This is a genomic window from Streptomyces sp. NPDC002785 (assembly GCF_040295565.1).
Classification (GTDB): Bacteria; Actinomycetota; Actinomycetes; order Streptomycetales; family Streptomycetaceae; genus Streptomyces.
The window spans coordinates 1-19,574 of record NZ_JBEOVN010000145.1; the positions used below are offsets into that span (position 1 = coordinate 1).

The window sequence follows — 19,574 nt, forward strand, 5'->3', positions numbered from 1 at the left end:
TGTGGGGTGCCACGGGGGTGGTCGCAAATACGGTCTCACCACCGCGGGCCCCCCCCCCCGCCAAACCCACCGGCCAACGGGCCGGTCGCATGGCCGATCGTCCGGAAGGAGGGACGTCGATGAGCACGAAGGACTTCGTCGAGAAGGACTACTACAAGGTCCTCGGCGTCCCCAAGGACGCCACCGACGCCGAGATCAAGAAGGCGTACCGGAAGCTCGCCCGCGAGTTCCACCCGGACGCCAACAAGGGCGATGACAAGGCGGAGGAACGCTTCAAGGAGATCTCCGAGGCGAACGACATCCTCGGCGACACCAAGAAGCGCAAGGAGTACGACGAGGCGCGCGCCCTCTTCGGCAACGGCGGCTTCAGGGCCGGACCCGGAGGCGCCGGAGGCAACTTCAACTTCGACCTCGGCGACCTCTTCGGAGGAACCCAGGGCGGGGGCGCGGGCGGCGGAGCCGGCGGTTTCGGCGGCGGCGGTCTGGGCGATGTCTTCGGCGGCCTGTTCAACCGGGGCGGCACGGGGACGCGGGTGCAGCCGCGCCGCGGCCAGGACATCGAATCCGAGGTGACGCTCAGCTTCATCGAGGCGGTCGAGGGGGCCACGGTCCCGTTGCGGATGTCCAGCCAGGCGCCCTGCAAGGCATGTTCCGGCACCGGTGACAAGAACGGCACCCCCAGGGTCTGCCCCACCTGTCTCGGCACCGGCCAGGTTTCGCGCGGAACGGGCGGCGGCTTCTCACTCACCGACCCCTGCGTGGACTGCAAGGGCCGGGGCCTCATCGCCCAGGACCCCTGCGACGTCTGCAAGGGCAGTGGCCGGGCGAAGTCCTCCCGGACCATGCAGGTCAGGATCCCGGCGGGCGTCTCGGACGGCCAGCGGATCCGGCTGCGCGGCAAGGGCGGCCCGGGCGAGCGCGGTGGTCCGGCCGGCGATCTGTACGTCGTGGTCCATGTCGACGCCCACCCGGTCTTCGGCCGCAAGGGCGACAACCTCACAGTCACCGTGCCCGTCGAGTTCACGGAGGCGGCGCTCGGCGGCGAGGTGAAGGTGCCCACGCTCGGTGGTCCGCCGGTCACCCTGAAACTGCCGGCCGGCACCCCTAACGGGCTTACGATGCGCGCCCGCGGCAAGGGCGCCGTACGCAAGGACGGCACCCGGGGCGACCTGCTGGTCACCGTCGAGGTGGCGGTGCCCAGGGACCTCAGCACCGAGGCCAGGGACGCGCTGGAGGCCTACCGGAAGGCGACCGCGGGCCGCGACCCGCGGGCGGAGCTGTTCCAGGCTGCGAAGGGAGCTTGAGGTGGACGGCCGACGACGCAATCCGTACGAACTGACCGATGAATCACCGGTGTACGTGATCTCGATCGCGGCCCAGCTCTCGGGCCTGCATCCGCAGACGCTGCGCCAGTACGACCGTCTCGGCCTGGTCTCGCCCGACCGCACGGCCGGGCGAGGCAGGCGCTACTCGGCCCGTGACATCGAGCTGCTGCGCACCGTGCAGCAGCTGTCGCAGGACGAGGGCATCAACCTCGCCGGCATCAAGCGCATCATCGAGCTGGAGAACCAGGTCGCCGCCCTCCAGCAGCGCGTCGCCGAACTCTCGTCGGCCGTGGACGGTGCGGCGGCGGCGATGCAGCAGCGCGAGGCCCAGGTGCATGCCTCGTACCGGCGCGATCTGGTGCCCTATCAGGATGTGCAGCAGACCAGCGCGTTGGTGGTCTGGCGGCCGAAGCGGCCGAAGGACTGAGCGGGTTCGTACCCGCATGACAGGCGAGGCCCGCCACCCGTTCCTTACCGGGTGGCGGGCCTCGCCCGTGTGCGCGGGAGGCCGCTTACCTGCCGTGCGGAGCGGTCACTTGCCGGAGGCTTGCCAGAGCGTGAGGGCCAGCGCGGCGCACGAGGTCGCCGCGGCCGGCGACGGCAGCGGCCAGCGCGCCCGCTCCAGCGCGTCGAGGCGCTCCTCGTGCTCCCCGCGCCGGGTCCACTCCTTGTGCGCGATCACGCTCCTTGCCGACCAGCCGTGCGCCCGGCACAGAGCGGCGGCCAGTCGTTCGGCGGCGTTGAGCTGGGCGGTGGGGTAGGGGTCACGGCCGTTGCCGAGGTTCTCGATCTCGAAGCCGTAGAAGCGGGGCGTTCCCGTCCACGGCGTCCGGGCCGGGGGCGGGCAGGGCCGTTTCGGTGCGGACGGCGTCGAGGACGGCTGCTGAGCCGCTGCCCGCATGGTTGGTGCGTCCGTATCCGACGAGATGGACGGTCCCGTCCTTGGCGAGCAGGCCGATGCAGAGCGGACCGGGGAGGTCCGGTGTGCCGGCGCGGCAGAGGGAGGAGTCACGTTCATCTGCAGCAGCTGGAACTTCAGCGTCAGGTCACGATCGGAGAGCACGAACCGGGCCGCGGCCATCGACTGCCAGGTGTCGACCGGATCGTTCTTGTCCTTCTTGTTGAACTTGACGCCGTCGGTGATGAAACTCTCCGGCGCCGGGGGCGGCGGTCGTTCTCTCCCCCCGTATTGCGGTTGCCGCCCCCCATGTGCCGGTCGGACTTAATTCGGCGTCTTGTCGAGGATTCCCGACTGGGCGATGAGGTAGCCGAGTTGGGCGCGGCTGTTGCTTCCGAGAGTGGCGGACAGCTTGGCGACATGAGCGCGGCAGGTGCGGACGTTCATGCCGAGACGCCGGGCGATCGCCTCGTCGACGTATCCCTCGATGAGCAGTTTGGCTATGGACCGCTGGACGCCGGTGATGCCGTCATTGGGAGGGGTGTACGGAGCCTCTTCGGTGAGAGGGGTCGCCAGTTGCCAGAATTGGTTGAATACGGATACCAGATACTCCACGAGGCCGGGGTGGCGCAGCTCCAGCGCCACCTGCCGGTCACGACGCGCGGGTATGACGGCCACGGAGCGATCGAAGATGATCATGCGGTCGATGAGCTCTTCCAGCGTCCGGACCTCTACATGCCCTGAGTGCAGCCGCTCCAGGTAGGCGAAGACGCCGGGGCCGTGACGGACTGTGTGCTGGTAGAGGGTGCGCAGCCGTACGCCGCGGCTGATCGGTCCCTCCACGCGTTCCAGCGACTGGGTGAGGACATCCAGATTGCGGACGCCGCCCGGTTGGATGGTGAGTATCTCTTCGGTGCATTGGGCGGTCGCGGTGTCCAGCGTCGCATTGATGGTCTGCAGCCCTTCCAGGACGGTGATCGCATGCGTAGTCACCGAGGGCTGGGCGCTGATGGCCATGAATGGTTCGAATGCGTCGGTCAATTCGATGGAGATCCGGCGGCGGTCCCGGATCTCTCGCTCTATGGGGTGCAGCCGCTGCGCGAGCACGGATGAGGGCGGAACCGGGCGGAGCCATTTGGCATCGTCCGGGTCCGGGTGCAGCAGAGCGAATTCCAACAGGCAAGGAGCTGCCTCGACCTCCGCGCGGCCGATACGCCCGGCGCCCAGAGCGGCGGCATACAGCCGTGCACCCTCGTCGCACAGTTCGGTGATGGGGTGAGGATGCGTAGGTTTCGTACTTGTTGTGAGCAAATTTCCACCCCCCAGGGTCCTGAACGTACAGGAACATGATGCATCGCCCCTGTGGCTTCGACGTGCTGGGTTGCGACATCGTCTTGGTGGAGCCGGGGGAGAGGACCTACCAAGTGAGGACGAAGCCAACCATGTACAAGAGATTGCTTCGCTCGGTTCTTGCCGTCGCCTTCGCTGCCGCAGCATTCTCCGTAGCGGTTCAGGGGGATGTCTCGTGGGACAGTCAAGGGAATGACGCGCGGAGCAGTGTGGCGGCGGGCGAATTCGGAACCACCGACGTGTCGTGGGACAGTCAGCCGGCCGGCGCGGCCACAAACGCATGACCATCCCGCCGGACGACCGGACCTTCCGGCGGGAGATGGCCATGGCCTACCGATCGGGCTGGCATTTCATCGATCTCGTCACAGCCCTACCCCGTTGTGGCGACTCGCTGATGGTCACTCTGTTCGGCGACCCCATCGTTGTCGCACGTGAAGAAGACGACGAAGTGCGTGCCTACCGGTGCCTCCGCAAGCCGCGTGGAGCCCCGCAGCCTGTCCGCTGCGCGATCCGGTACGACATGATTTTCGTCAACCTCGACCGGCGGGACCACCAGCTGTTCGAGCCAGAAACTATTTCCGCCACCCCCCGCAGTGCCTGAGCGATCCCCCGTCGTTATATGTCGCTCAGTCACTTCCCCCACACAACGGCGTCATCGTGACCTGAACACGATGGCGCCGTTGTGCTGTCCGGGAAGCCCCGGGAAGCCCCGGGTGAAGCTCGCGGTTTTCCTCACGCCCTGCCGAGCGCCCGGTCCAGGGCGATCTCGATGACGACGCGGCCCGGGTTGGGCGCCGGTGTGCGTCCGTAGCGTTCCGCGTAGCGGCGCACCGCGTCGTCGACCACGTCCGGCTCCGTGCGCACCGTGGCCCGGCCCTCCAGCGTTGCCCAGCGCCCGCGGTCGACCTGGCAGACCGCGACCCGGGCGCCGTCCGGGCCCGCGGCCAGGACGTTGGTGACCTTCCGGCTGTTCTTGTTGGTGATGACGCGGGCGAGTCCGGCCTCGGGGTCGTACGTCACGCCCACCGGCACCACGTGCGGGCTGCCGTCGGGGCGGGGAGTGGTCAGGGTGCACAGGTGGTACTCGCGCCAGAACGCTAGGTACTCGGGGTCGGGATTCGTCACGTCGACTGCCATGGGGACAGCGTAGGCAGCACGGCCCCGTGCCCCCGCCCCGCGGTGGCGGAGGTTTACTCCGGCCGGTTCACTCGGAGCATCCGAAGAGAAGAGCCGGAGCCCGTGGGCGAAAAAGGTTGAGTGGAATAGACTCAACTTTATGCACGTTGACCTAGTCAGTGTTGTGGAGAGACCACCCACCGCAAGGAGGAGAGAGCGCACGTGGACGCCGAGCTGACCAACAAGAGCCGGGACGCCATCAACGCGGCCACCAGCAGGGCCGTGAAGGACGGGCATCCCGATCTGACCCCCGGGCATCTGCTGCTCGCGCTGCTCGCGGGCGCGGACAACGAGAACATCATCGATCTGCTCGTTGCCGTCGAGGCCGACCAGATCGCCGTGCGCACCGAGACCGAGCGGCTCCTGGGCGCGGTGCCCAGTGTCACCGGGGCGACCGTCGCCCCGCCGCAGCCCAACCGCGAGCTGCTCGCCGTCATCGCGGACGCCGCGCAGCGCGCGAAGGAGCTCGGCGACGACTACATCTCCACCGAGCACCTGCTGATCGGCATCGCCGCCGAGGGCGGCCGTGCCGGTGAGATCCTGAGCGGGCAGGGGGCCAGTGCGAAGAGGCTGCTGGACGCATTCGAGAAGAACAGGGGAGGGCGCCGGGTGACCACACCCGACCCGGAGGGCCAGTACAAGGCCCTGGAGAAGTTCGGTACGGACTTCACGGCCGCCGCCAGGGAAGGCAAGCTCGACCCTGTCATCGGGCGTGACCACGAGATCCGGCGTGTCGTCCAGGTGCTCTCGCGGCGTACGAAGAACAACCCGGTGCTCATCGGTGAGCCCGGCGTCGGCAAGACGGCAGTCGTCGAAGGGCTCGCCCAGCGCATCGTCAAGGGCGACGTCCCCGAGTCCCTGAAGAACAAGCGGCTCGTCTCGCTCGACCTCGGCGCGATGGTCGCGGGTGCCAAGTACCGCGGCGAGTTCGAGGAACGGCTGAAGACCGTCCTCTCCGAGATCAAGGAGAGCGACGGGCAGATCATCACCTTCATCGACGAGCTGCACACCGTCGTCGGCGCGGGCGCCGGCGGCGACTCAGCCATGGACGCGGGCAACATGCTCAAGCCGATGCTGGCCCGCGGCGAGCTCCGCATGGTCGGCGCGACGACGCTCGACGAGTACCGCGAGCGGATCGAGAAGGACCCCGCCCTGGAGCGCCGCTTCCAGCAGGTGCTGGTGGCGGAGCCGAGCGTCGAGGACACCATCGCGATCCTGCGTGGTCTCAAGGGCCGTTACGAGGCCCACCACAAGGTCTCCATCGCGGACTCCGCGCTGGTGGCCGCCGCGACCCTGTCCGACCGCTACATCACGTCCCGCTTCCTCCCCGACAAGGCCATCGACCTGGTCGACGAGGCGGCGTCCCGGCTGCGCATGGAGATCGACTCCTCACCCGTCGAGATCGACGAACTCCAGCGCGCCGTCGACCGCCTCCACATGGAGGAGCTGGCCCTCAAGAACGAGACCGACCCCGGCTCCAAGCAGCGCCTGGAGAAGCTCCGCCGCGACCTCGCCGACAAGGAGGAGGAGCTGCGCGGCCTCAACGCCCGCTGGGAGAAGGAGAAGCAGGGCCTCAACCGCGTCGGTGAACTGAAGGAACGCCTCGACGAACTGCGCGGCCAGGCCGAACGCGCCCAGCGCGACGGCGACTTCGACACCGCCTCCAAGCTGCTGTACGGGGAGATCCCCGGCCTGGAGCGGGAGCTGGCGGAGGCGTCCGAGGCCGAGCAGGAGGCTGCCAAGGACACGATGGTCAAGGACGAGGTCGGCCCGGACGACATCGCCGACGTCGTCGGCTCCTGGACCGGCATCCCGGCCGGACGCCTGCTGGAGGGCGAGACCCAGAAGCTGCTGCGCATGGAGGAGGAGCTCGGCAAGCGCCTCATCGGACAGACCGAGGCCGTGCAGGCGGTGTCGGACGCGGTACGCCGTACCCGCGCCGGAATCGCCGACCCCGACCGGCCCACCGGATCGTTCCTCTTCCTCGGCCCGACCGGTGTCGGCAAGACGGAGCTCGCGAAGGCCCTCGCCGATTTCCTGTTCGACGACGAGCGGGCCATGGTCCGCATCGACATGAGCGAGTACGGCGAGAAGCACAGCGTGGCGCGCCTCGTCGGTGCCCCGCCCGGCTACGTCGGCTACGAGGAGGGCGGCCAGCTCACTGAGGCGGTCCGCCGCCGCCCGTACAGCGTCGTGCTGCTGGACGAGGTCGAGAAGGCCCACCCCGAGGTCTTCGACATCCTGCTCCAGGTCCTCGACGACGGCCGGCTCACCGATGGACAGGGCCGGACGGTGGACTTCCGCAACACCATCCTGATACTGACCTCCAACCTCGGCAGCCAGTTCCTGGTCGACCCGCTGATCAAGCCCGAGGTGAAGAAGGAGCAGGTCCTGGAGGTCGTACGGGCCTCGTTCAAGCCGGAGTTCCTCAACCGGCTGGACGACCTGGTGGTCTTCTCCGCCCTGTCCGGCGACGAGCTCTCGCACATCGCGAAGCTCCAGATCGACCGGCTCGCGGGACGTCTGGCCGAGCGCAGGCTCACCCTGGACGTCACGCCGGAGGCCCTGGCCTGGCTGGCCGAGGAGGGCAACGACCCGGCGTACGGAGCACGGCCGCTGCGCCGCCTCATCCAGACGGCGATCGGCGACCGGCTCGCGAAGGAGATCCTCGCGGGCGAGGTGAGGGACGGGGACATCGTCCGGGTGGACCGGGTCGGGGACGAGCTGCTCGTCGGCCCGGCTACGTGACCACCCGGCCGGGTGTCGAAACCACCCGGCCGGGTGTCGCCATCACCCCGGCCTCGTGTCGCAATCCCCCGTACGGGGCCCCGGCGGGCACGGTCCGTACCGGCTGTGTGTCAGCTTGTGGCGGATCGGGCCCGTCGGGGCTTGCCATCCCCCGCCCGCCATGGGAGAGGATGGCGGGCAACCGCACGAAGGGAAAATCACGGTGAGCATCGATCCGTCCTCGATTCCGAATTTCGGGGGCCAGCCCGAACCGCAGGCCGCAGGACCGGAGGGCCCCGTCGTCCCTGACCAGGACCTCGTCAAGCAGCTTCTCGAACAGATGGAGCTGAAGTACGTCGTCGACGACGAGGGCGACCTCGCGGCGCCGTGGGAGGACTTCCGCACGTACTTCATGTTCCGCGGCGAGGAGGAGCAGCAGGTCTTCTCGGTCCGTACGTTCTACGACCGCCCGCACGCCGCGGACCAGCGTCCGGTCCTCCTCGACGCGATCGACGACTGGAACCGCCGCACCCTGTGGCCCAAGGTCTACACGCACACCCACGAGCCCGAGGAGGGCTCCGGGGAGACCGAGGTCTCCGTCCGTCTGATCGGTGAGGCGCAGATGCTCATCGGTACGGGCGTCAGCCTGGAGCACTTCGTCTCGTCGACGGTCAGCTGGGTGCGCGCCTCGATCGAGTTCGACAAGTGGCTGCAGGAGCGTCTGGGCCTGACGCCGGCCGAGGAGAAGACGGACGGCACGGAGCAGACCGCTCCGGACGCCTGACTCCCGCACGGCAGTGACAGCCCGGCCCGGGGCGGCGGTCTCCACGACCGTCGCTCCGGGCCGGGTTCTTTCACGGCGGGGCGGCCTGCGGGCAGCGGCCTCCTGCCGAGGCACAGGTCATCAGCCGCGACGGACCACGGTGCGCCCTGCTCGCGGTGGTCGTAGAAGACCGCGTTCGGGATGGCGACGACCCCGCGCCGCTCGGGCAGCGCCCGGCAGAGGCGCGAAAGTTCCGGGCGAGTGAGGTAGGGCAGGCAGCGAGGAGTGTGACAACCGGCCGCATAGGACGGCGGTCAGTGCGCGAATGCCTTGCGGAGCCGTTCCGCGGCGTCCGCCAGCACCTCGGTGCGTTTGCAGAACGCGAACCGGACGTAGGGTGCCCCCGCCTCTTTGTGGTCGTAGAAGACCGCGTTGGGGATCGCGACCACGCCCGCGCGCTCCGGGAGGGAGCGGCAGAAGGCGGCGCCGTCGCTCTCGCCGAGCGGGCGGATGTCGGTCGTGATGAAGTACGTCCCGGCCGGCCGGAAGACCCGGAAGCCCGCGTCGGCGAGGCCCGCGCCAAGCAGGTCCCGCTTGGCCCGCAGATCGGCGCGCAGCCCCTCGTAGTAGCTGTCGGGCAGGCGCAGCGCCTCGGCGACCGCGTGCTGGAACGGGCCTGCGGACACATAGGTCAGGAACTGCTTCGCCGAGCGGACAGCGGTCACCAGCTCGGGGCTCGCGGTGACCCAGCCGACCTTCCAGCCGGTGAAGGAGTACGTCTTGCCGGCCGAGCCGATGGTGACGGTGCGCTCGCGCATGCCGGGGAAGCCGGCGAGCGGCAGGTGCTCGCCCTCGAAGACCAGGTGTTCGTAGACCTCGTCGGTGACGACGAGGAGGTTCCGTTCGCAGGCCAGTGCGGCGATCGCGCCGAGTTCCTCGCGGGTGAGGACGGTGCCGGTGGGGTTGTGCGGGGTGTTGAGCAGGATCAGCCGGGTGCGAGGGGTGACGGCGGCTCGCAGTTCGTCGAGGTCGAGGCGGTAGGTGCCGGTGGTCGCGTCGGGGTGGAGGGTGACGGGGACGCGGCTGCCGCCCGCCATGGCGATGCAGGCGGCGTACGAGTCGTAGTACGGCTCCAGGGCGATGACCTCGTCGCCGGGCTCCAGCAGCGCCAGCAGGGCCGCGGCGATGGCCTCGGTGGCGCCCGCGGTGACCAGGACCTCGGTGTCGGGGTCGTGGCCGATCCCGTAGCGCCGTTGCTGGTGGTCGGCGATCGCGGTGCGCAGTTCGGGAACGCCGGGGCCCGGCGGGTACTGGTTGCCGTGCCCGGCGCGCAGTGCCCGGACCGCGGCCTCCCTGATCCCTTCGGGGCCGTCGGTGTCGGGGAAGCCCTGGCCGAGGTTGATGGAGCCGGTCCGTACGGCAAGCGCCGACATCTCCGCGAAGATCGTCGTGCCGAACCCGGCGAGGCGGCGGTTGAGCAGCGGTCGTCCCTGTGTCATGGCAGCCATCCTGCGCGGAAGCTCTGAAGTTGCTCAAGTCTGCTTTGGCCGTACGGGGCCGGGGGAATCCCCCACTCACGCAGGAAGCGGATGGAAGCGGGGGACCTCGCTTCGGGGGAACGGAAGGACGTGAGGTCGGTGGGGACTTTTGTCTCGCTGGTGATCGCGATTGCCGTGATCGGGCTGGTCATTTCGCTGGCGGGGGCCGGCAACCGGAAGAAGAAGCGCGGGCGGAGCGTGCGCCGGGGTACGAGCGGCGACAGCGCCGCGGGTGCGAGCGGCGACAGCGCCGCGGGTGGCAGCTGGTGGGCGGGGGGTGACGGCGGCGGTGGCTCGTCCTGCGGAAGCAGCAGCGGTCACTCCGGCGGTCACTCCGGGGGTCACTCGTGCGGTGGCGGTCACTCCTCGTGCGGTGGCGGCTCCTCCTGCGGCGGCGGGGGCGGAGGCGACTGACACGGGGCAGTTGATCCGCGACCGGGCAGGGCCACACGCCCGGTGCCGGGGCCGAGCGGCTCCGGTGTGCCGCAGGTGTCCGGCGGGTGAACTCCCGCCGGACACCTTTTTGTTGGGGCTTTCCGCGAGACATCGGTGAACAGATGAACCGAGAGGCCCCCGAGGGGATGGAAACCGCGTCGAGTTGGGCAAAAAAGCTGTGGATGCGGCTTACTTCGTGATTCCCTCGGTTGAGAGAACATCCAGCCCTCGGACCCGAGTTGGACCTGATCGGGCGCTTCCCACCTCCCACGTGCATCACGTCGGAGGCGTCCCCTGTCCATGTGTCCACGCTTGTTTGCGGAGCCGACCCATGCTCACGACCCTCCAGACGGCCTATTCCGACACCCGTGCTGCCGACCTGGCCTGGGCGCTGGGGCGCGAACCCCTCCCCGCCCTGGCCGTGCTCGACCTCGATCTCGCCGGTGCCCGACTCCAACTGCGCCTGCTCGGCGCCTCCCATCAGGTGCTCCTGGAGGAGGACCGGGGCACCTGTTCCGAAACCGTCGCGTGCATCCCGGGCAGCAGCACCCCGCTGCCGCTCGGTGTCTCCAAGCGGCTCGGGGAGTGGGAGTACAAATTCGCGGCGCGCGTCGAGACGCTCTCGGCGGGCTCGTTCGCGGGGCGTGCGCAGGAGCTCCTCGCGCTCGTGACCGACCACCCCCACGGTCTCGCCGGGACGTTCCCCGGCAGCCCGTACGCCTTCACCGCCATGCTCGCCCAGCGGACCGAGGGCCAGGTGCGGTGGCGCACCTGGCACGCGTACCCGCAGGAGGGACAGCTGGTGGTGACGCGCACCCAAGTGGGAGTGCGGACGCCGGCCGCAGCGATCCGACGCGGCCCAACTCCGTTGTGAGCACGCCACTCGCACCCTTGCGGGTGACAGGCGGCCACCTCTTCGTGACGTAGCGTTCGCCTCGTGATCGACCAGCAGGTGCCGCTGCGAGGGGGCGCGGCGCCTCTTCCCGTACGGCCGAGGACCGGCCGGTGTCTCGTGCTGGCCGCTGTCTTCATCTGTGCAGCCTGCGGTCTGGTCTACGAGCTCGAACTGGTGGCGCTCGCCTCCTACTTGATCGGTGATTCCGTCACCCAGGCGTCCGTCGTGCTCTCCGTGATGGTGTTCGCGATGGGCGTCGGCTCGCTCCTCGCGAAACGTTTACGCAGCCGTCCCGCAGTCGGTTTCGGGCTGATCGAGGCGGCGCTCGCACTCGTCGGCGGCTCCTCGGCGGTCGTGCTGTACGCGTCGTTCGCCTGGGTCGGGGAGTCGCGGTACGCCCTGGTGGGGTTCTCGCTCACGATCGGCGCCTTGATCGGTGCGGAGATCCCGCTGCTGATGACGCTGATCCAGCGCGTCGACCGGCAGGACGCGGGCGGGACCGTCGCGGATCTGTTCGCCGCCGACTACGTGGGTGCGCTGGTCGGCGGGCTCGCGTTTCCCTTTCTGCTGCTGCCGATGCTTGGACAGCTCACCGGGGCGCTGTTCACCGGCGCGGTCAACGCGGCGGCGGGCGGGGCGCTGGTGCTGTGGGTGTTCCGGCGGGACCTCACCCCGCGCTCCCGGTGGCTGCTGATCCTCGTCGACGTGGCCGTGATCGCCGTACTCGCCACCGCCGCCGCACTGGTCGACGACTTCGAGCGGGCGGCGCGGCGTGCGGTGTACGGGGACGGGGTGCGGGTCGCGGTGCAGACCGGGGTCCAGGAGGTCGTGCTGACGGGGGCGGGGCGCAGCTCCCTGGACCTGTATCTGGACGGGCGGCTGCGGGTCAGCGCGCGTGACGAGTACCGCTACCACGAGGCGCTGGTGCACCCGGCGATGAACGGGCCACGCGCCCGTGTCCTGATCCTGGGCGGCGGTGACGGTCTCGCCGCCCGGGAGGTGCTGCGCTATCCGGACGTACGCAGCGTCACCCTCGTCGAGCTCGACCCCGGCGTCACCCGGTTGGCCCGTACCGATCACGCGCTCTCGGCGCTGAACGCCCACGCGTACCGGGACCCGCGGCTGACGGCCGTCAACGCGGACGCCTTCGGCTGGCTGCGGGCGGCGCACGGCAGCTACGACGTGGTGATCTCCGATCTGCCCGACCCCGGCATCTCCGCCGGCACGAAGCTCTACTCGGCGGAGTTCTACGGCCTGGTCGCCGAGGCCCTCGCACCGGGCGGCCGGCTGGTGGTGCACGCGGGCCCGCCGGTGACCCGGCCGCGTACGTACTGGACGGTGGAGGCATCGATGAGGGCGGCGGGCCTGCGCACCCGCCCGTACCGGATCAGCGGCAGCCTCTCCGATTTCGCGGCCGGCCCCGACCGGGCCCCGCACCGGGCACGGGCCGAGCACGGCTGGGGCTTCGTCCTCGCCCGTCCGGCCGGGACACCGGCGCTCCGCCTCGCCCCGGGGGCGCCGAAGCTGCGGTCTCTGACGCAGGCCTCGCTGATGCGCGCGGGGCGGGACGCGGAGAGCGGACGGCTGCGCGGGCTGCTGCCGTCGACGCTGGTGCATCCGCGGTACTGGGAGGACCGGTGAGCCGGACGCCGTACGCCGTACGCCCGGCGGCTTTGCGACGCGGAACCGCTGACGTGATGGCCCGGGCTGAGTAGGCTCGGTTTCCATGGAGCATGAGGTGTTCGTTCCGGTTCCGGTCCCGTCCCTGCGGAGGACGCTGGGCGATCCCGCCCGCGTCGCGCGCTGCGTACCGGGGCTCCAGCAGGACGCCGACGCGTCCGCGGGTCCTCTGTCCGGCCGGCTCAAGGTCCGGGTCGACGGCCACACGATCACGTACCGCGGTGCGCTGCGGCTGACCGTTTCCCCGCAGGGCGGCCCGGACGGGGACGACGGGATCCTGGTGGCGGGCGAGGGCGTCGAGGCCCGGGGGACCGGCTCGGCGAAGCTGGCTCTGACGATCAGCCTGACGCAGATGGACGGCGGCACGGTGATCGGGTTCGCGGGTACGGCGAGCGGCGACGGCCGCTTCCTGGAGCTGGATCCGGCGGCGGCGCTCGCGGCGGCCCACCGGCTGCTGGACCGCTTTGCGCAGCAGCTGGTGACGGAGACGCTGGCGGGCGGCGATGAGGCGGGCGAGGCCCGCGGCGAGGCCGAGCGGTCCGTCGGGGAAGCCGTGGAACAGGCCATCGAGGAGGCGGCCGAGGACGCGGACGCGACCGGCGCGGGCACCACCCGGAGTACTGCTCCGGAAGCCGCCGACGACACCGACGACGGCGCCACCGAGGACGAGGCGCCCTCCATCGAGAACCCCCCGGGCACGGGTTCCGTCTTCGACACCCCCGTGCCCCCGCCGTCGCTCGACCCCGTGGCGGAGGTGGAGTTCACCGCCCCTGACGGTCCCCCGGCCGAGGCCGCGCACGCCAGGCGCACCATGATCGGCCGCAGCGCCGAGGAGGTCGACCACGCGCCGCCGCGCGGCAGGTACGCCCCCGTACCGTCACCCGATTCGACCACCGCGGGCGCCACACTCCGCTGGGTCGCGCCCGCCGCCGCGCTCGCGCTGGCGTCCGCCGTCGTGGTGAGCCGGGCGCTGAGGCGGCGGAGGTAGCCGCGCCAGTAATGTCGGTCGGGTGAGTAGCAGCGAGAAGGACGTCCGGCTGTCCGTCGGCGACGCAGAGTTGACCGTGAACCCCGCCAACGGCTGTCGTATCAGCAGTCTGCGGATCGGCGGTACCGAGCTGCTGCGGCAGGGGGAGCGGTACGGCTGCTTCCCGATGGTGCCGTGGTGCGGGCGCACCGAGAACGGGCTCTTCCACAACGGCGACGTCCCGCACCGGTTGCCGCTGAACTCCCCGCCGCATGCCATGCACGGCACCGGCAGGGACACCGCCTGGCGCACCGCCCGGGTGGGCGGGCAGGAGGCCGCGTTCTACTACGACCTCGCCGACCCCTGGCCGTATCCGGGCCGGGTGACTCAGACCTTCGAGCTGTCCGAGGACTCGCTCACGCTCGCGTTCGGCATCGAGACGTACGGGAATTCGTTCCCGGCGCAGGCCGGCTGGCACCCCTGGTTCCTGCGGGACCTCGGCGGCGGCAAGAACGTGGAGATCGCCTTCGACGCGGCCTGGCAGGAGGAGCGTGGCGAGAACCATCTGCCGACCGGCCGCCGCATCCCGCCCCTGCCCGGCCCGTGGGACGACTGCTTCGGGATGCCGGACGGCGTCGATGTGACGCTCACCTGGCCGGAGCAGCTGGAACTGACCGTGAAGAGCCGGGCCGAGTGGGTCGTGATCTACGACGAGCAGGCCGAGGCGGTCTGTGTGGAGCCGCAGTCCGGCCCGCCGAACGGGCTGAACACCGCGCCCCGGTATGTCACCCCGATCGAGCCGCTGGAGATCGCGGCGACCTGGAGCTGGCGCAGGCTCTGACCCGGCGGCGCGGGTTGCCTGCGCGGGTCAGGCCCCGGCGGCGGCGCCCGGGTCAGCGGCGCAGCGCCTCGGCCGGCTGAATCCGGCTGGCCCGCCATGCCGGATAGAGCCCTGCCAGGAGACCGGTGCCCAGACCGATCGCCGGGGCTGCGGCCACGGTCGCCGGGTGGATGACCGGAGTCCAGTCACGGGTGGCGGCCACGCACACGACCGTGACGGTGAGCACCCTGCGCCGCGATCGCAGTCGCGACGTCCCGTCAATTTCCTTGGATCGCGTCGTTCGCATTCTCAATCCATCGGGAGGTCCAGGACTTCAGATCGGAGAGCAGCTCGGTGTTTTCGTCGATGGATTTCTTCTCGTAGGCGGATTCGACTGCGATGCCCACACCGAGATAATTGACCTTCTCCTTGCACTGGGCGTCCGCAGTCGCGGTGGAGATTTCGGTGCGCGTGGGCGAACCAGAATTGTCCGCCCAGCGAGAATCATTGACCGCTGCACTGGGGGAGTCGTAAGTGTATCCGTGGCCCTTCATGCAGTCGACCCAGGAATCGGTGACCTTCTGGAACCTGGAATCGTTCCTGGCCCGCTTCATGGCTTCTCCACGCATGGCGGATACCACCATTTCTGCGAATCCCTCGCTGAAACCGCCCTCTCCGGAACCCGCGGTCGAACCTCCGGGGAGCTTCATCTCGGTAGGGGTGGCAGCTCCCTTGGTGATGACGCGGAGGGCTTCGCCCTCACAGCCGTCTTTGGGAACCTTCTTGTTGCTGAAGTTTTTTACCTTGCCCGTAAGAAGGAGCCCCTGAGTCTTGGTGCTGTTCTTCCCGTATGCACCCTCCGCTCCGTCTCCGCCACCCTTCTTGGGTGGCGCCTGGTACCCGTACTGCTGGGCCTGGCTGAGAGGCGTCGCGTTGAACTCGGTGTGCTCCAGCCACCGCTCTCCGGTGAACGCTCCGAGGGGCTGGGGATTCTCGGTGTATCCGAGACCGCGCATGCACTGGTTTACCAGGGTCACGCGCGCCTTCTTCAGGGCGTGGTTCTCCTCCGGGGTCGGCAGGTACGCATCGAGCGGAGTGGTGATCCCCGCCGGATCCAGGCTGCTGGGCGTGGGGACCGGTCCCAGCTCCGGACGGGAGCCGGGACCGGAGCTGCCCAGTGCCGAGCAGGCAGCCAGCGCGGAAACCATTCCGGCCCAGGCTGCTGCTCGAAGGAAATTGAGCTTCAACTGATTTAGCAGCCCGTCTTCTTGAACGAGGAGAACTCGTCGTTGTTGTCATAGAACGTCAGATACTTGAAATTGCGGCCGGCGAAGTAGCTGGTGCCGCCGTAGTTGGTGTCCCACCAGAAGGTGAAACCTGCGCACGCCGTCGGGGTTCCGGCGGTATTGGCGGCGGCGCTGATGCTGTCGGAAAGCGTCAAGTGGCGACCGTCAGTGCGATGCCGGACGTCTTCTTATGCATTCTGTTGCCTTTGCTTGTCGCGAGTTTTGCTCGCAAGCTGGACAGCAGAAGGAGACATTCCCCCTGGCGTGCCGATCGCGTGAACCCCTCCCCGCGATCAGGCGGCGGCCTGAATTTAGCGGGAAGTTTGCCTTCCGGTCAAGAATGCGTATTCGAAAAAGTGACGCCCTGACCGGTAAAGCGGGAATGACCGGATTGCGTTTTGGGGGTATGGGTGGTGTGCGGGAGGTGTGGAGGGCCTGCGACGGTGCCCGGTGTGCAGCGCTTACCCTCGGTTCCATGACTGACGTACGTGCTGAGCTGCTCCAGCAGATCAAGGACAAGGCCGTGGTACACGGCAAAGTGACCCTCTCCTCGGGTCTTGAGGCCGACTGGTACATCGACCTGCGCCGCATCACGCTGGACGGCAAGGCCGCTCCGATGGTCGGTCAGGTCATGCTCGACGCCACCGCCGAGCTGGACTACGACTGCGTGGGCGGGCTGACGCTGGGCGCCGACCCGGTCGCCACCTCGATGCTGCACGCCTCTGCCGCGCGCGGGCAGGAGCTGGACGCGTTCGTCGTCCGCAAGGCGCAGAAGGCGCACGGGATGCAGCGCCGCATCGAGGGCACGGACGTGAAGGGCCGCCGCTGCCTGGTCGTCGAGGACACCTCGACGACCGGCGGTTCGCCGCTGACGGCCGTCGAGGCGGTGCGCGAGGCCGGCGGCGAGGTGGTCGCCGTCGCCACGATCGTGGAACGGGGCGCGGCGCCGGCCATTGCCGAGGCCGGTCTCCCGTACGTCCACGCCTACGCGGTGGCCGATCTCGATCTGGCCTGACGCCCGGCCTGACGTCCGGGTTGACCTGCGGTTTTTATTGAGGGTGGGCGGTTTCACGTGAAACCGCCCACCCTTTCCGTATGTTCGTGATCCGCCCGCCCGAGCGTGGGAGGAGTGGGCAAGGTGGAGCCGGAGCAAGAGTCTGGGAAGATGGGGGCGACGATGACGTCGCCCCCAGGTCAGGGAACCAGCAACGCACACCCGCACACCCCAAGGAGCGGACAGATGCCCATCGCAACCCCCGAGGTCTACGCCGAGATGCTCGACCGGGCGAAGGCAGGCAAGTTCGCCTACCCGGCCATCAATGTGACGTCGACCCAGACCCTGCACGCTGCACTGCGCGGCTTCGCGGAGGCGGAGAGCGACGGCATCGTCCAGATCTCCACCGGTGGGGCGGAGTTCCTGGGCGGCCAGCACAACAAGGACATGGTCACGGGCGCCGTCGCCCTCGCCGAGTTCGCGCACATCGTCGCCGCCAAGTACGACGTCACCGTCGCGCTGCACACCGACCACTGCCCCAAGGACAAGCTGGACGGTTACGTACGTCCGCTGCTCGACATCTCCGCCGAGCGCGTTGCCAAGGGCCAGAACCCGCTGTTCCAGTCCCACATGTGGGACGGCTCGGCCGAGACCCTCGCCGACAACCTGGCCATCGGCCAGGAGCTGCTTGCCAAGGCCGCCGCCGCCAAGATCATTCTTGAGGTCGAGATCACCCCGACCGGTGGCGAGGAGGACGGCGTCACGCACGAGATCAACGACGAGCTGTACACGACCGTCGACGATGCGCTGCGTACCGCCGAGGCGCTCGGCCTGGGCGAGAAGGGCCGCTACCTGCTGGCCGCCTCCTTCGGAAACGTCCACGGCGTCTACAAGCCGGGCAATGTCGTGCTCCGTCCCGAGCTGCTGAAGGACCTCCAGGAGGGCGTCGCCGCCAAGTACGGCAAGGCCGCCGGCAGTCACCCCTTCGACTTCGTCTTCCACGGCGGCTCCGGCTCCACCGAGCAGGAGATCGCCACCGCGCTGGAGAACGGCGTCGTGAAGATGAACCTCGACACCGACACCCAGTACGCCTTCACCCGCCCGATCGTGGACCACGTGTTCCGCAACTACGACGGTGTGCTGAAGGTCGACGGCGAGGTCGGCAACAAGAAGGTCTACGACCCGCGCAGCTGGGGTAAGTCCGCCGAGGCGGGTATGGCCAAGCGCGTCACGGAGGCCTGCGCCAACCTGCGCTCCACCGGCACCAAGGTGAAGTAGCAGCCGGTACGAAGTGTGGCCGTGGGCCCGGCACCCCGAGGGGTGCCGGGCCCACGGCATGTCCGAGAAGAGAAGTGAGGGATCCTGTGAGTTCCAGTGCCCGCCATGACTTCGACACCGTCATCGACCGCCGGGGCACCTGGTGCGTCCAGTGGGACGGGGTCGCGGACCGGTTCGGGGTGGACGGACTGCTGCCGTTCACCATCTCCGACATGGACTTCGAGACCGCACCGGAGGTACTGAGCGCGCTGCGGGCCCGTCTCGACCACGGGGTGTTCGGTTACACGACCTGGCAGCAGGACGACTTCCGCTCGGCGATAGCCCATTGGTACGCGACCCGGCACGGGACACGGATCGACACCGGGCAGCTGGTGTACGGGCCGTCCGTGCTCAGCCAGCTCTCGCAACTGCTGCAGATGTGGACGGCCGAGGGCGAGGGCGTGGTCGTCCACGCCCCGACGTACGACGGTTTCCGCAAGGCGATCACCGGGCTCGGGCGCGAGCTGCGGGGTGTGCCGGTGGGGGACACGGCCGCGCTGGAACGCGAGCTCGCCCGTCCCGACAGCAAGGTCCTCCTCGTGTGCTCGCCGCACAACCCAACGGGCCGGGTGTGGACGGAGGACGAACTGAGCGAGATGTCGGCGCTCGCCGCGCGGTACGGGGTCGCGGTGATCAGCGACGAGATCCACGCGGACTTCGTGCACGAGGGGCATGTGCATGTGCCGTGGACGCGGGTCGGGGGCGATGGGCGCTGGGCGTTGATCTCCTCCGCTTCGAAGGCGTTCAACTTCCCGGCGCTGACCGGCTCCTACGGGCTGATCGGCGGTCCGGCCGACCGGGCGGAGTTCCTGCGCCGGATGGAGACGGCAGAGGGGCTCGCCTCCCCGGCGGTGCTGTCACTGACCGCGCACATCGCCGCGTACCGGGAGGCCGGGGCGTGGCTGGACGAGGTCCGCGCGTATGTCGCCGGGAATCTGGCGCTGGTCGCGCAGCGGCTGAACGAGGCGTTCCCGGAACTGGGTTGGCAGCCGCCACAGGCCGGCTATCTGGCGTGGATCGATCTGCGCCCGGCGGGCGTCGGCGACGACGAGGCGTTGCAGCGGGCGCTGATCGAGCGCGAGAAGGTCGCGGTGATGCCGGGGGCGGTGTACGGGGCGGAGGGCTTCGTGCGGCTGAACGTCGGGTGTCCGCGGTCCAAGGCGGAGGCGGGTGTGGAGGCGTTGATCCGAGGCGTACGGGCCGTGGCGGAAGCTGCGTCGTAGGGCCGGTTCCGGCCGAGGCCACCCCGGGCACTGCGCCCGGGACGTGGGCCTTTTTGTCGGCCTGGAGCAGCTGATGGATGTGTTCGAAGCCGCCCGCAGCGGCCACCTACCCCCACCGGGCCCCCCAGGACGCCCGGGCCCACGCCACAGCCACCCACGACCACGGCTTGACCCCCCCCC

At 69.5% G+C, this 19,574-nt stretch carries 18 protein-coding genes and 2 pseudogenes; 13 read left to right on the forward strand and 7 right to left on the reverse strand.

Features of this window, described 5'->3' with window-relative positions:
• Positions 1-119: 119 nt before the first annotated feature.
• Together dnaJ and ABTZ94_RS27120 are read left to right on the forward strand one after the other, a co-directional pair.
• Complete coding sequence (dnaJ, locus tag ABTZ94_RS27115; protein WP_351204350.1) at positions 120-1,304, forward strand: molecular chaperone DnaJ; 1,185 nt, start codon at positions 120-122, stop codon at positions 1,302-1,304.
• 1 nt (position 1,305) lies between these two features.
• Positions 1,306-1,752 carry a heat shock protein transcriptional repressor HspR gene (locus ABTZ94_RS27120; protein WP_351204352.1) on the forward strand — a complete coding sequence of 149 codons (447 nt, stop codon included), beginning with the start codon at positions 1,306-1,308 and terminating at the stop codon, positions 1,750-1,752.
• A 225-nt stretch (positions 1,753-1,977) separates the two neighbouring features.
• Here the strand turns inward: ABTZ94_RS27120 and ABTZ94_RS27125 are convergent.
• Together ABTZ94_RS27125 and ABTZ94_RS27130 are read right to left on the reverse strand one after the other, a co-directional pair.
• Positions 1,978-2,329 (reverse strand): annotated as a pseudogene (locus ABTZ94_RS27125) (N-acetylmuramoyl-L-alanine amidase); the annotation flags it as partial.
• Between the two features lie 218 nt (positions 2,330-2,547).
• Complete coding sequence (locus ABTZ94_RS27130) at positions 2,548-3,534, reverse strand: helix-turn-helix transcriptional regulator (protein ID WP_351204354.1); 987 nt, start codon at positions 3,532-3,534, stop codon at positions 2,548-2,550.
• A 319-nt stretch (positions 3,535-3,853) separates the two neighbouring features.
• On the opposite strand from ABTZ94_RS27130, the gene ABTZ94_RS27135 reads away from it, so the two are divergent.
• The gene (locus ABTZ94_RS27135) at positions 3,854-4,174 is read left to right on the forward strand and encodes a (2Fe-2S)-binding protein (protein ID WP_351204356.1); all 321 of its coding nucleotides are present in this window, start codon (positions 3,854-3,856) and stop codon (positions 4,172-4,174) included.
• Positions 4,175-4,305: 131 nt separating this feature from the next.
• Here ABTZ94_RS27135 and ABTZ94_RS27140 read toward each other — a convergent pair whose 3' ends face one another.
• Positions 4,306-4,710, reverse strand: a complete 405-nt coding sequence (locus tag ABTZ94_RS27140; RefSeq protein ID WP_351204358.1) for a pyridoxamine 5'-phosphate oxidase family protein — start codon at positions 4,708-4,710, stop codon at positions 4,306-4,308.
• 201 nt (positions 4,711-4,911) lie between these two features.
• Here ABTZ94_RS27140 and clpB point away from each other — a divergent pair, with 201 nt between their 5' ends.
• On the forward strand, positions 4,912-7,497 hold the full coding sequence (gene clpB, locus ABTZ94_RS27145; RefSeq protein ID WP_351204360.1) for an ATP-dependent chaperone ClpB: 2,586 nt from the start codon (positions 4,912-4,914) through the stop codon (positions 7,495-7,497).
• 202 nt (positions 7,498-7,699) lie between these two features.
• A complete protein-coding gene (locus ABTZ94_RS27150) occupies positions 7,700-8,260 on the forward strand; it encodes a type III secretion system chaperone family protein (RefSeq protein ID WP_351204362.1) in 561 nt (186 codons plus the stop codon).
• A 293-nt stretch (positions 8,261-8,553) separates the two neighbouring features.
• On the opposite strand, the gene ABTZ94_RS27155 is transcribed toward ABTZ94_RS27150, so the two are convergent.
• The gene (locus tag ABTZ94_RS27155; RefSeq protein ID WP_351204364.1) at positions 8,554-9,738 is read right to left on the reverse strand and encodes a pyridoxal phosphate-dependent aminotransferase; all 1,185 of its coding nucleotides are present in this window, start codon (positions 9,736-9,738) and stop codon (positions 8,554-8,556) included.
• A 138-nt stretch (positions 9,739-9,876) separates the two neighbouring features.
• Between ABTZ94_RS27155 and ABTZ94_RS27160 the strand changes: the two genes are divergently transcribed.
• The 5 genes from ABTZ94_RS27160 (at position 9,877) to ABTZ94_RS27180 (ending at position 14,595) form a co-directional block, all read left to right on the forward strand.
• Positions 9,877-10,191, forward strand: coding sequence for a hypothetical protein (locus ABTZ94_RS27160; RefSeq protein WP_351204366.1), 315 nt, complete (start codon positions 9,877-9,879; stop codon positions 10,189-10,191).
• Positions 10,192-10,543: 352 nt separating this feature from the next.
• The gene (locus ABTZ94_RS27165) at positions 10,544-11,086 is read left to right on the forward strand and encodes a DUF2617 family protein (RefSeq protein WP_351204368.1); all 543 of its coding nucleotides are present in this window, start codon (positions 10,544-10,546) and stop codon (positions 11,084-11,086) included.
• Positions 11,087-11,149: 63 nt separating this feature from the next.
• Positions 11,150-12,748, forward strand: coding sequence for a polyamine aminopropyltransferase (locus tag ABTZ94_RS27170; protein WP_351204370.1), 1,599 nt, complete (start codon positions 11,150-11,152; stop codon positions 12,746-12,748).
• 85 nt (positions 12,749-12,833) lie between these two features.
• Positions 12,834-13,775 (forward strand): SRPBCC family protein, encoded by a 942-nt coding sequence (locus ABTZ94_RS27175; RefSeq protein ID WP_351204371.1) that lies wholly within the window; start codon positions 12,834-12,836, stop codon positions 13,773-13,775.
• A gap of 22 nt (positions 13,776-13,797) precedes the next feature.
• The gene (locus tag ABTZ94_RS27180; RefSeq protein ID WP_351204373.1) at positions 13,798-14,595 is read left to right on the forward strand and encodes an aldose epimerase family protein; all 798 of its coding nucleotides are present in this window, start codon (positions 13,798-13,800) and stop codon (positions 14,593-14,595) included.
• 52 nt (positions 14,596-14,647) lie between these two features.
• Here ABTZ94_RS27180 and ABTZ94_RS27185 read toward each other — a convergent pair.
• The 3 genes and pseudogenes from ABTZ94_RS27185 to ABTZ94_RS27195 all read right to left on the reverse strand — a co-directional run.
• Positions 14,648-14,815: pseudogene (locus tag ABTZ94_RS27185) on the reverse strand (ABC transporter permease); the annotation flags it as partial.
• 37 nt (positions 14,816-14,852) lie between these two features.
• Positions 14,853-15,782, reverse strand: a complete 930-nt coding sequence (locus ABTZ94_RS27190) for a hypothetical protein (protein ID WP_351204375.1) — start codon at positions 15,780-15,782, stop codon at positions 14,853-14,855.
• A gap of 44 nt (positions 15,783-15,826) precedes the next feature.
• Positions 15,827-16,015, reverse strand: coding sequence for a hypothetical protein (locus tag ABTZ94_RS27195; RefSeq protein WP_351204377.1), 189 nt, complete (start codon positions 16,013-16,015; stop codon positions 15,827-15,829).
• A 320-nt stretch (positions 16,016-16,335) separates the two neighbouring features.
• Here ABTZ94_RS27195 and pyrE point away from each other — a divergent pair, with 320 nt between their 5' ends.
• The 3 genes from pyrE to ABTZ94_RS27210 all read left to right on the forward strand — a co-directional run bounded on the left by pyrE (position 16,336) and on the right by ABTZ94_RS27210 (position 19,394).
• Positions 16,336-16,875, forward strand: a complete 540-nt coding sequence (pyrE, locus tag ABTZ94_RS27200; protein WP_351204379.1) for an orotate phosphoribosyltransferase — start codon at positions 16,336-16,338, stop codon at positions 16,873-16,875.
• 225 nt (positions 16,876-17,100) lie between these two features.
• Positions 17,101-18,132 (forward strand): class II fructose-bisphosphate aldolase, encoded by a 1,032-nt coding sequence (fbaA, locus tag ABTZ94_RS27205; protein WP_351204381.1) that lies wholly within the window; start codon positions 17,101-17,103, stop codon positions 18,130-18,132.
• Positions 18,133-18,218: 86 nt separating this feature from the next.
• Positions 18,219-19,394, forward strand: a complete 1,176-nt coding sequence (locus ABTZ94_RS27210) for a MalY/PatB family protein (RefSeq protein WP_351204383.1) — start codon at positions 18,219-18,221, stop codon at positions 19,392-19,394.
• The last annotated feature ends 180 nt before the right edge of the window (positions 19,395-19,574 follow it).

Bases quoted from the DNA above. Each gene is read 5' to 3' on its own strand.
- dnaJ (WP_351204350.1), top strand. From the start codon at position 120: ATGAGCACGAAGGACTTCGTCGAGAAGGACTACTACAAGGTCCTCGGC.
- ABTZ94_RS27135 (WP_351204356.1), top strand. From the start codon at position 3,854: ATGACCATCCCGCCGGACGACCGGACCTTCCGGCGGGAGATGGCCATG.
- ABTZ94_RS27140 (WP_351204358.1), bottom strand. From the start codon at position 4,710: ATGGCAGTCGACGTGACGAATCCCGACCCCGAGTACCTAGCGTTCTGG.
- ABTZ94_RS27155 (WP_351204364.1), bottom strand. From the start codon at position 9,738: ATGACACAGGGACGACCGCTGCTCAACCGCCGCCTCGCCGGGTTCGGC.
- ABTZ94_RS27165 (WP_351204368.1), top strand. From the start codon at position 10,544: ATGCTCACGACCCTCCAGACGGCCTATTCCGACACCCGTGCTGCCGAC.
- ABTZ94_RS27175 (WP_351204371.1), top strand. From the start codon at position 12,834: ATGGAGCATGAGGTGTTCGTTCCGGTTCCGGTCCCGTCCCTGCGGAGG.
- ABTZ94_RS27190 (WP_351204375.1), bottom strand. From the start codon at position 15,782: ATGGTTTCCGCGCTGGCTGCCTGCTCGGCACTGGGCAGCTCCGGTCCC.
- pyrE (WP_351204379.1), top strand. From the start codon at position 16,336: ATGACTGACGTACGTGCTGAGCTGCTCCAGCAGATCAAGGACAAGGCC.
- fbaA (WP_351204381.1), top strand. From the start codon at position 17,101: ATGCCCATCGCAACCCCCGAGGTCTACGCCGAGATGCTCGACCGGGCG.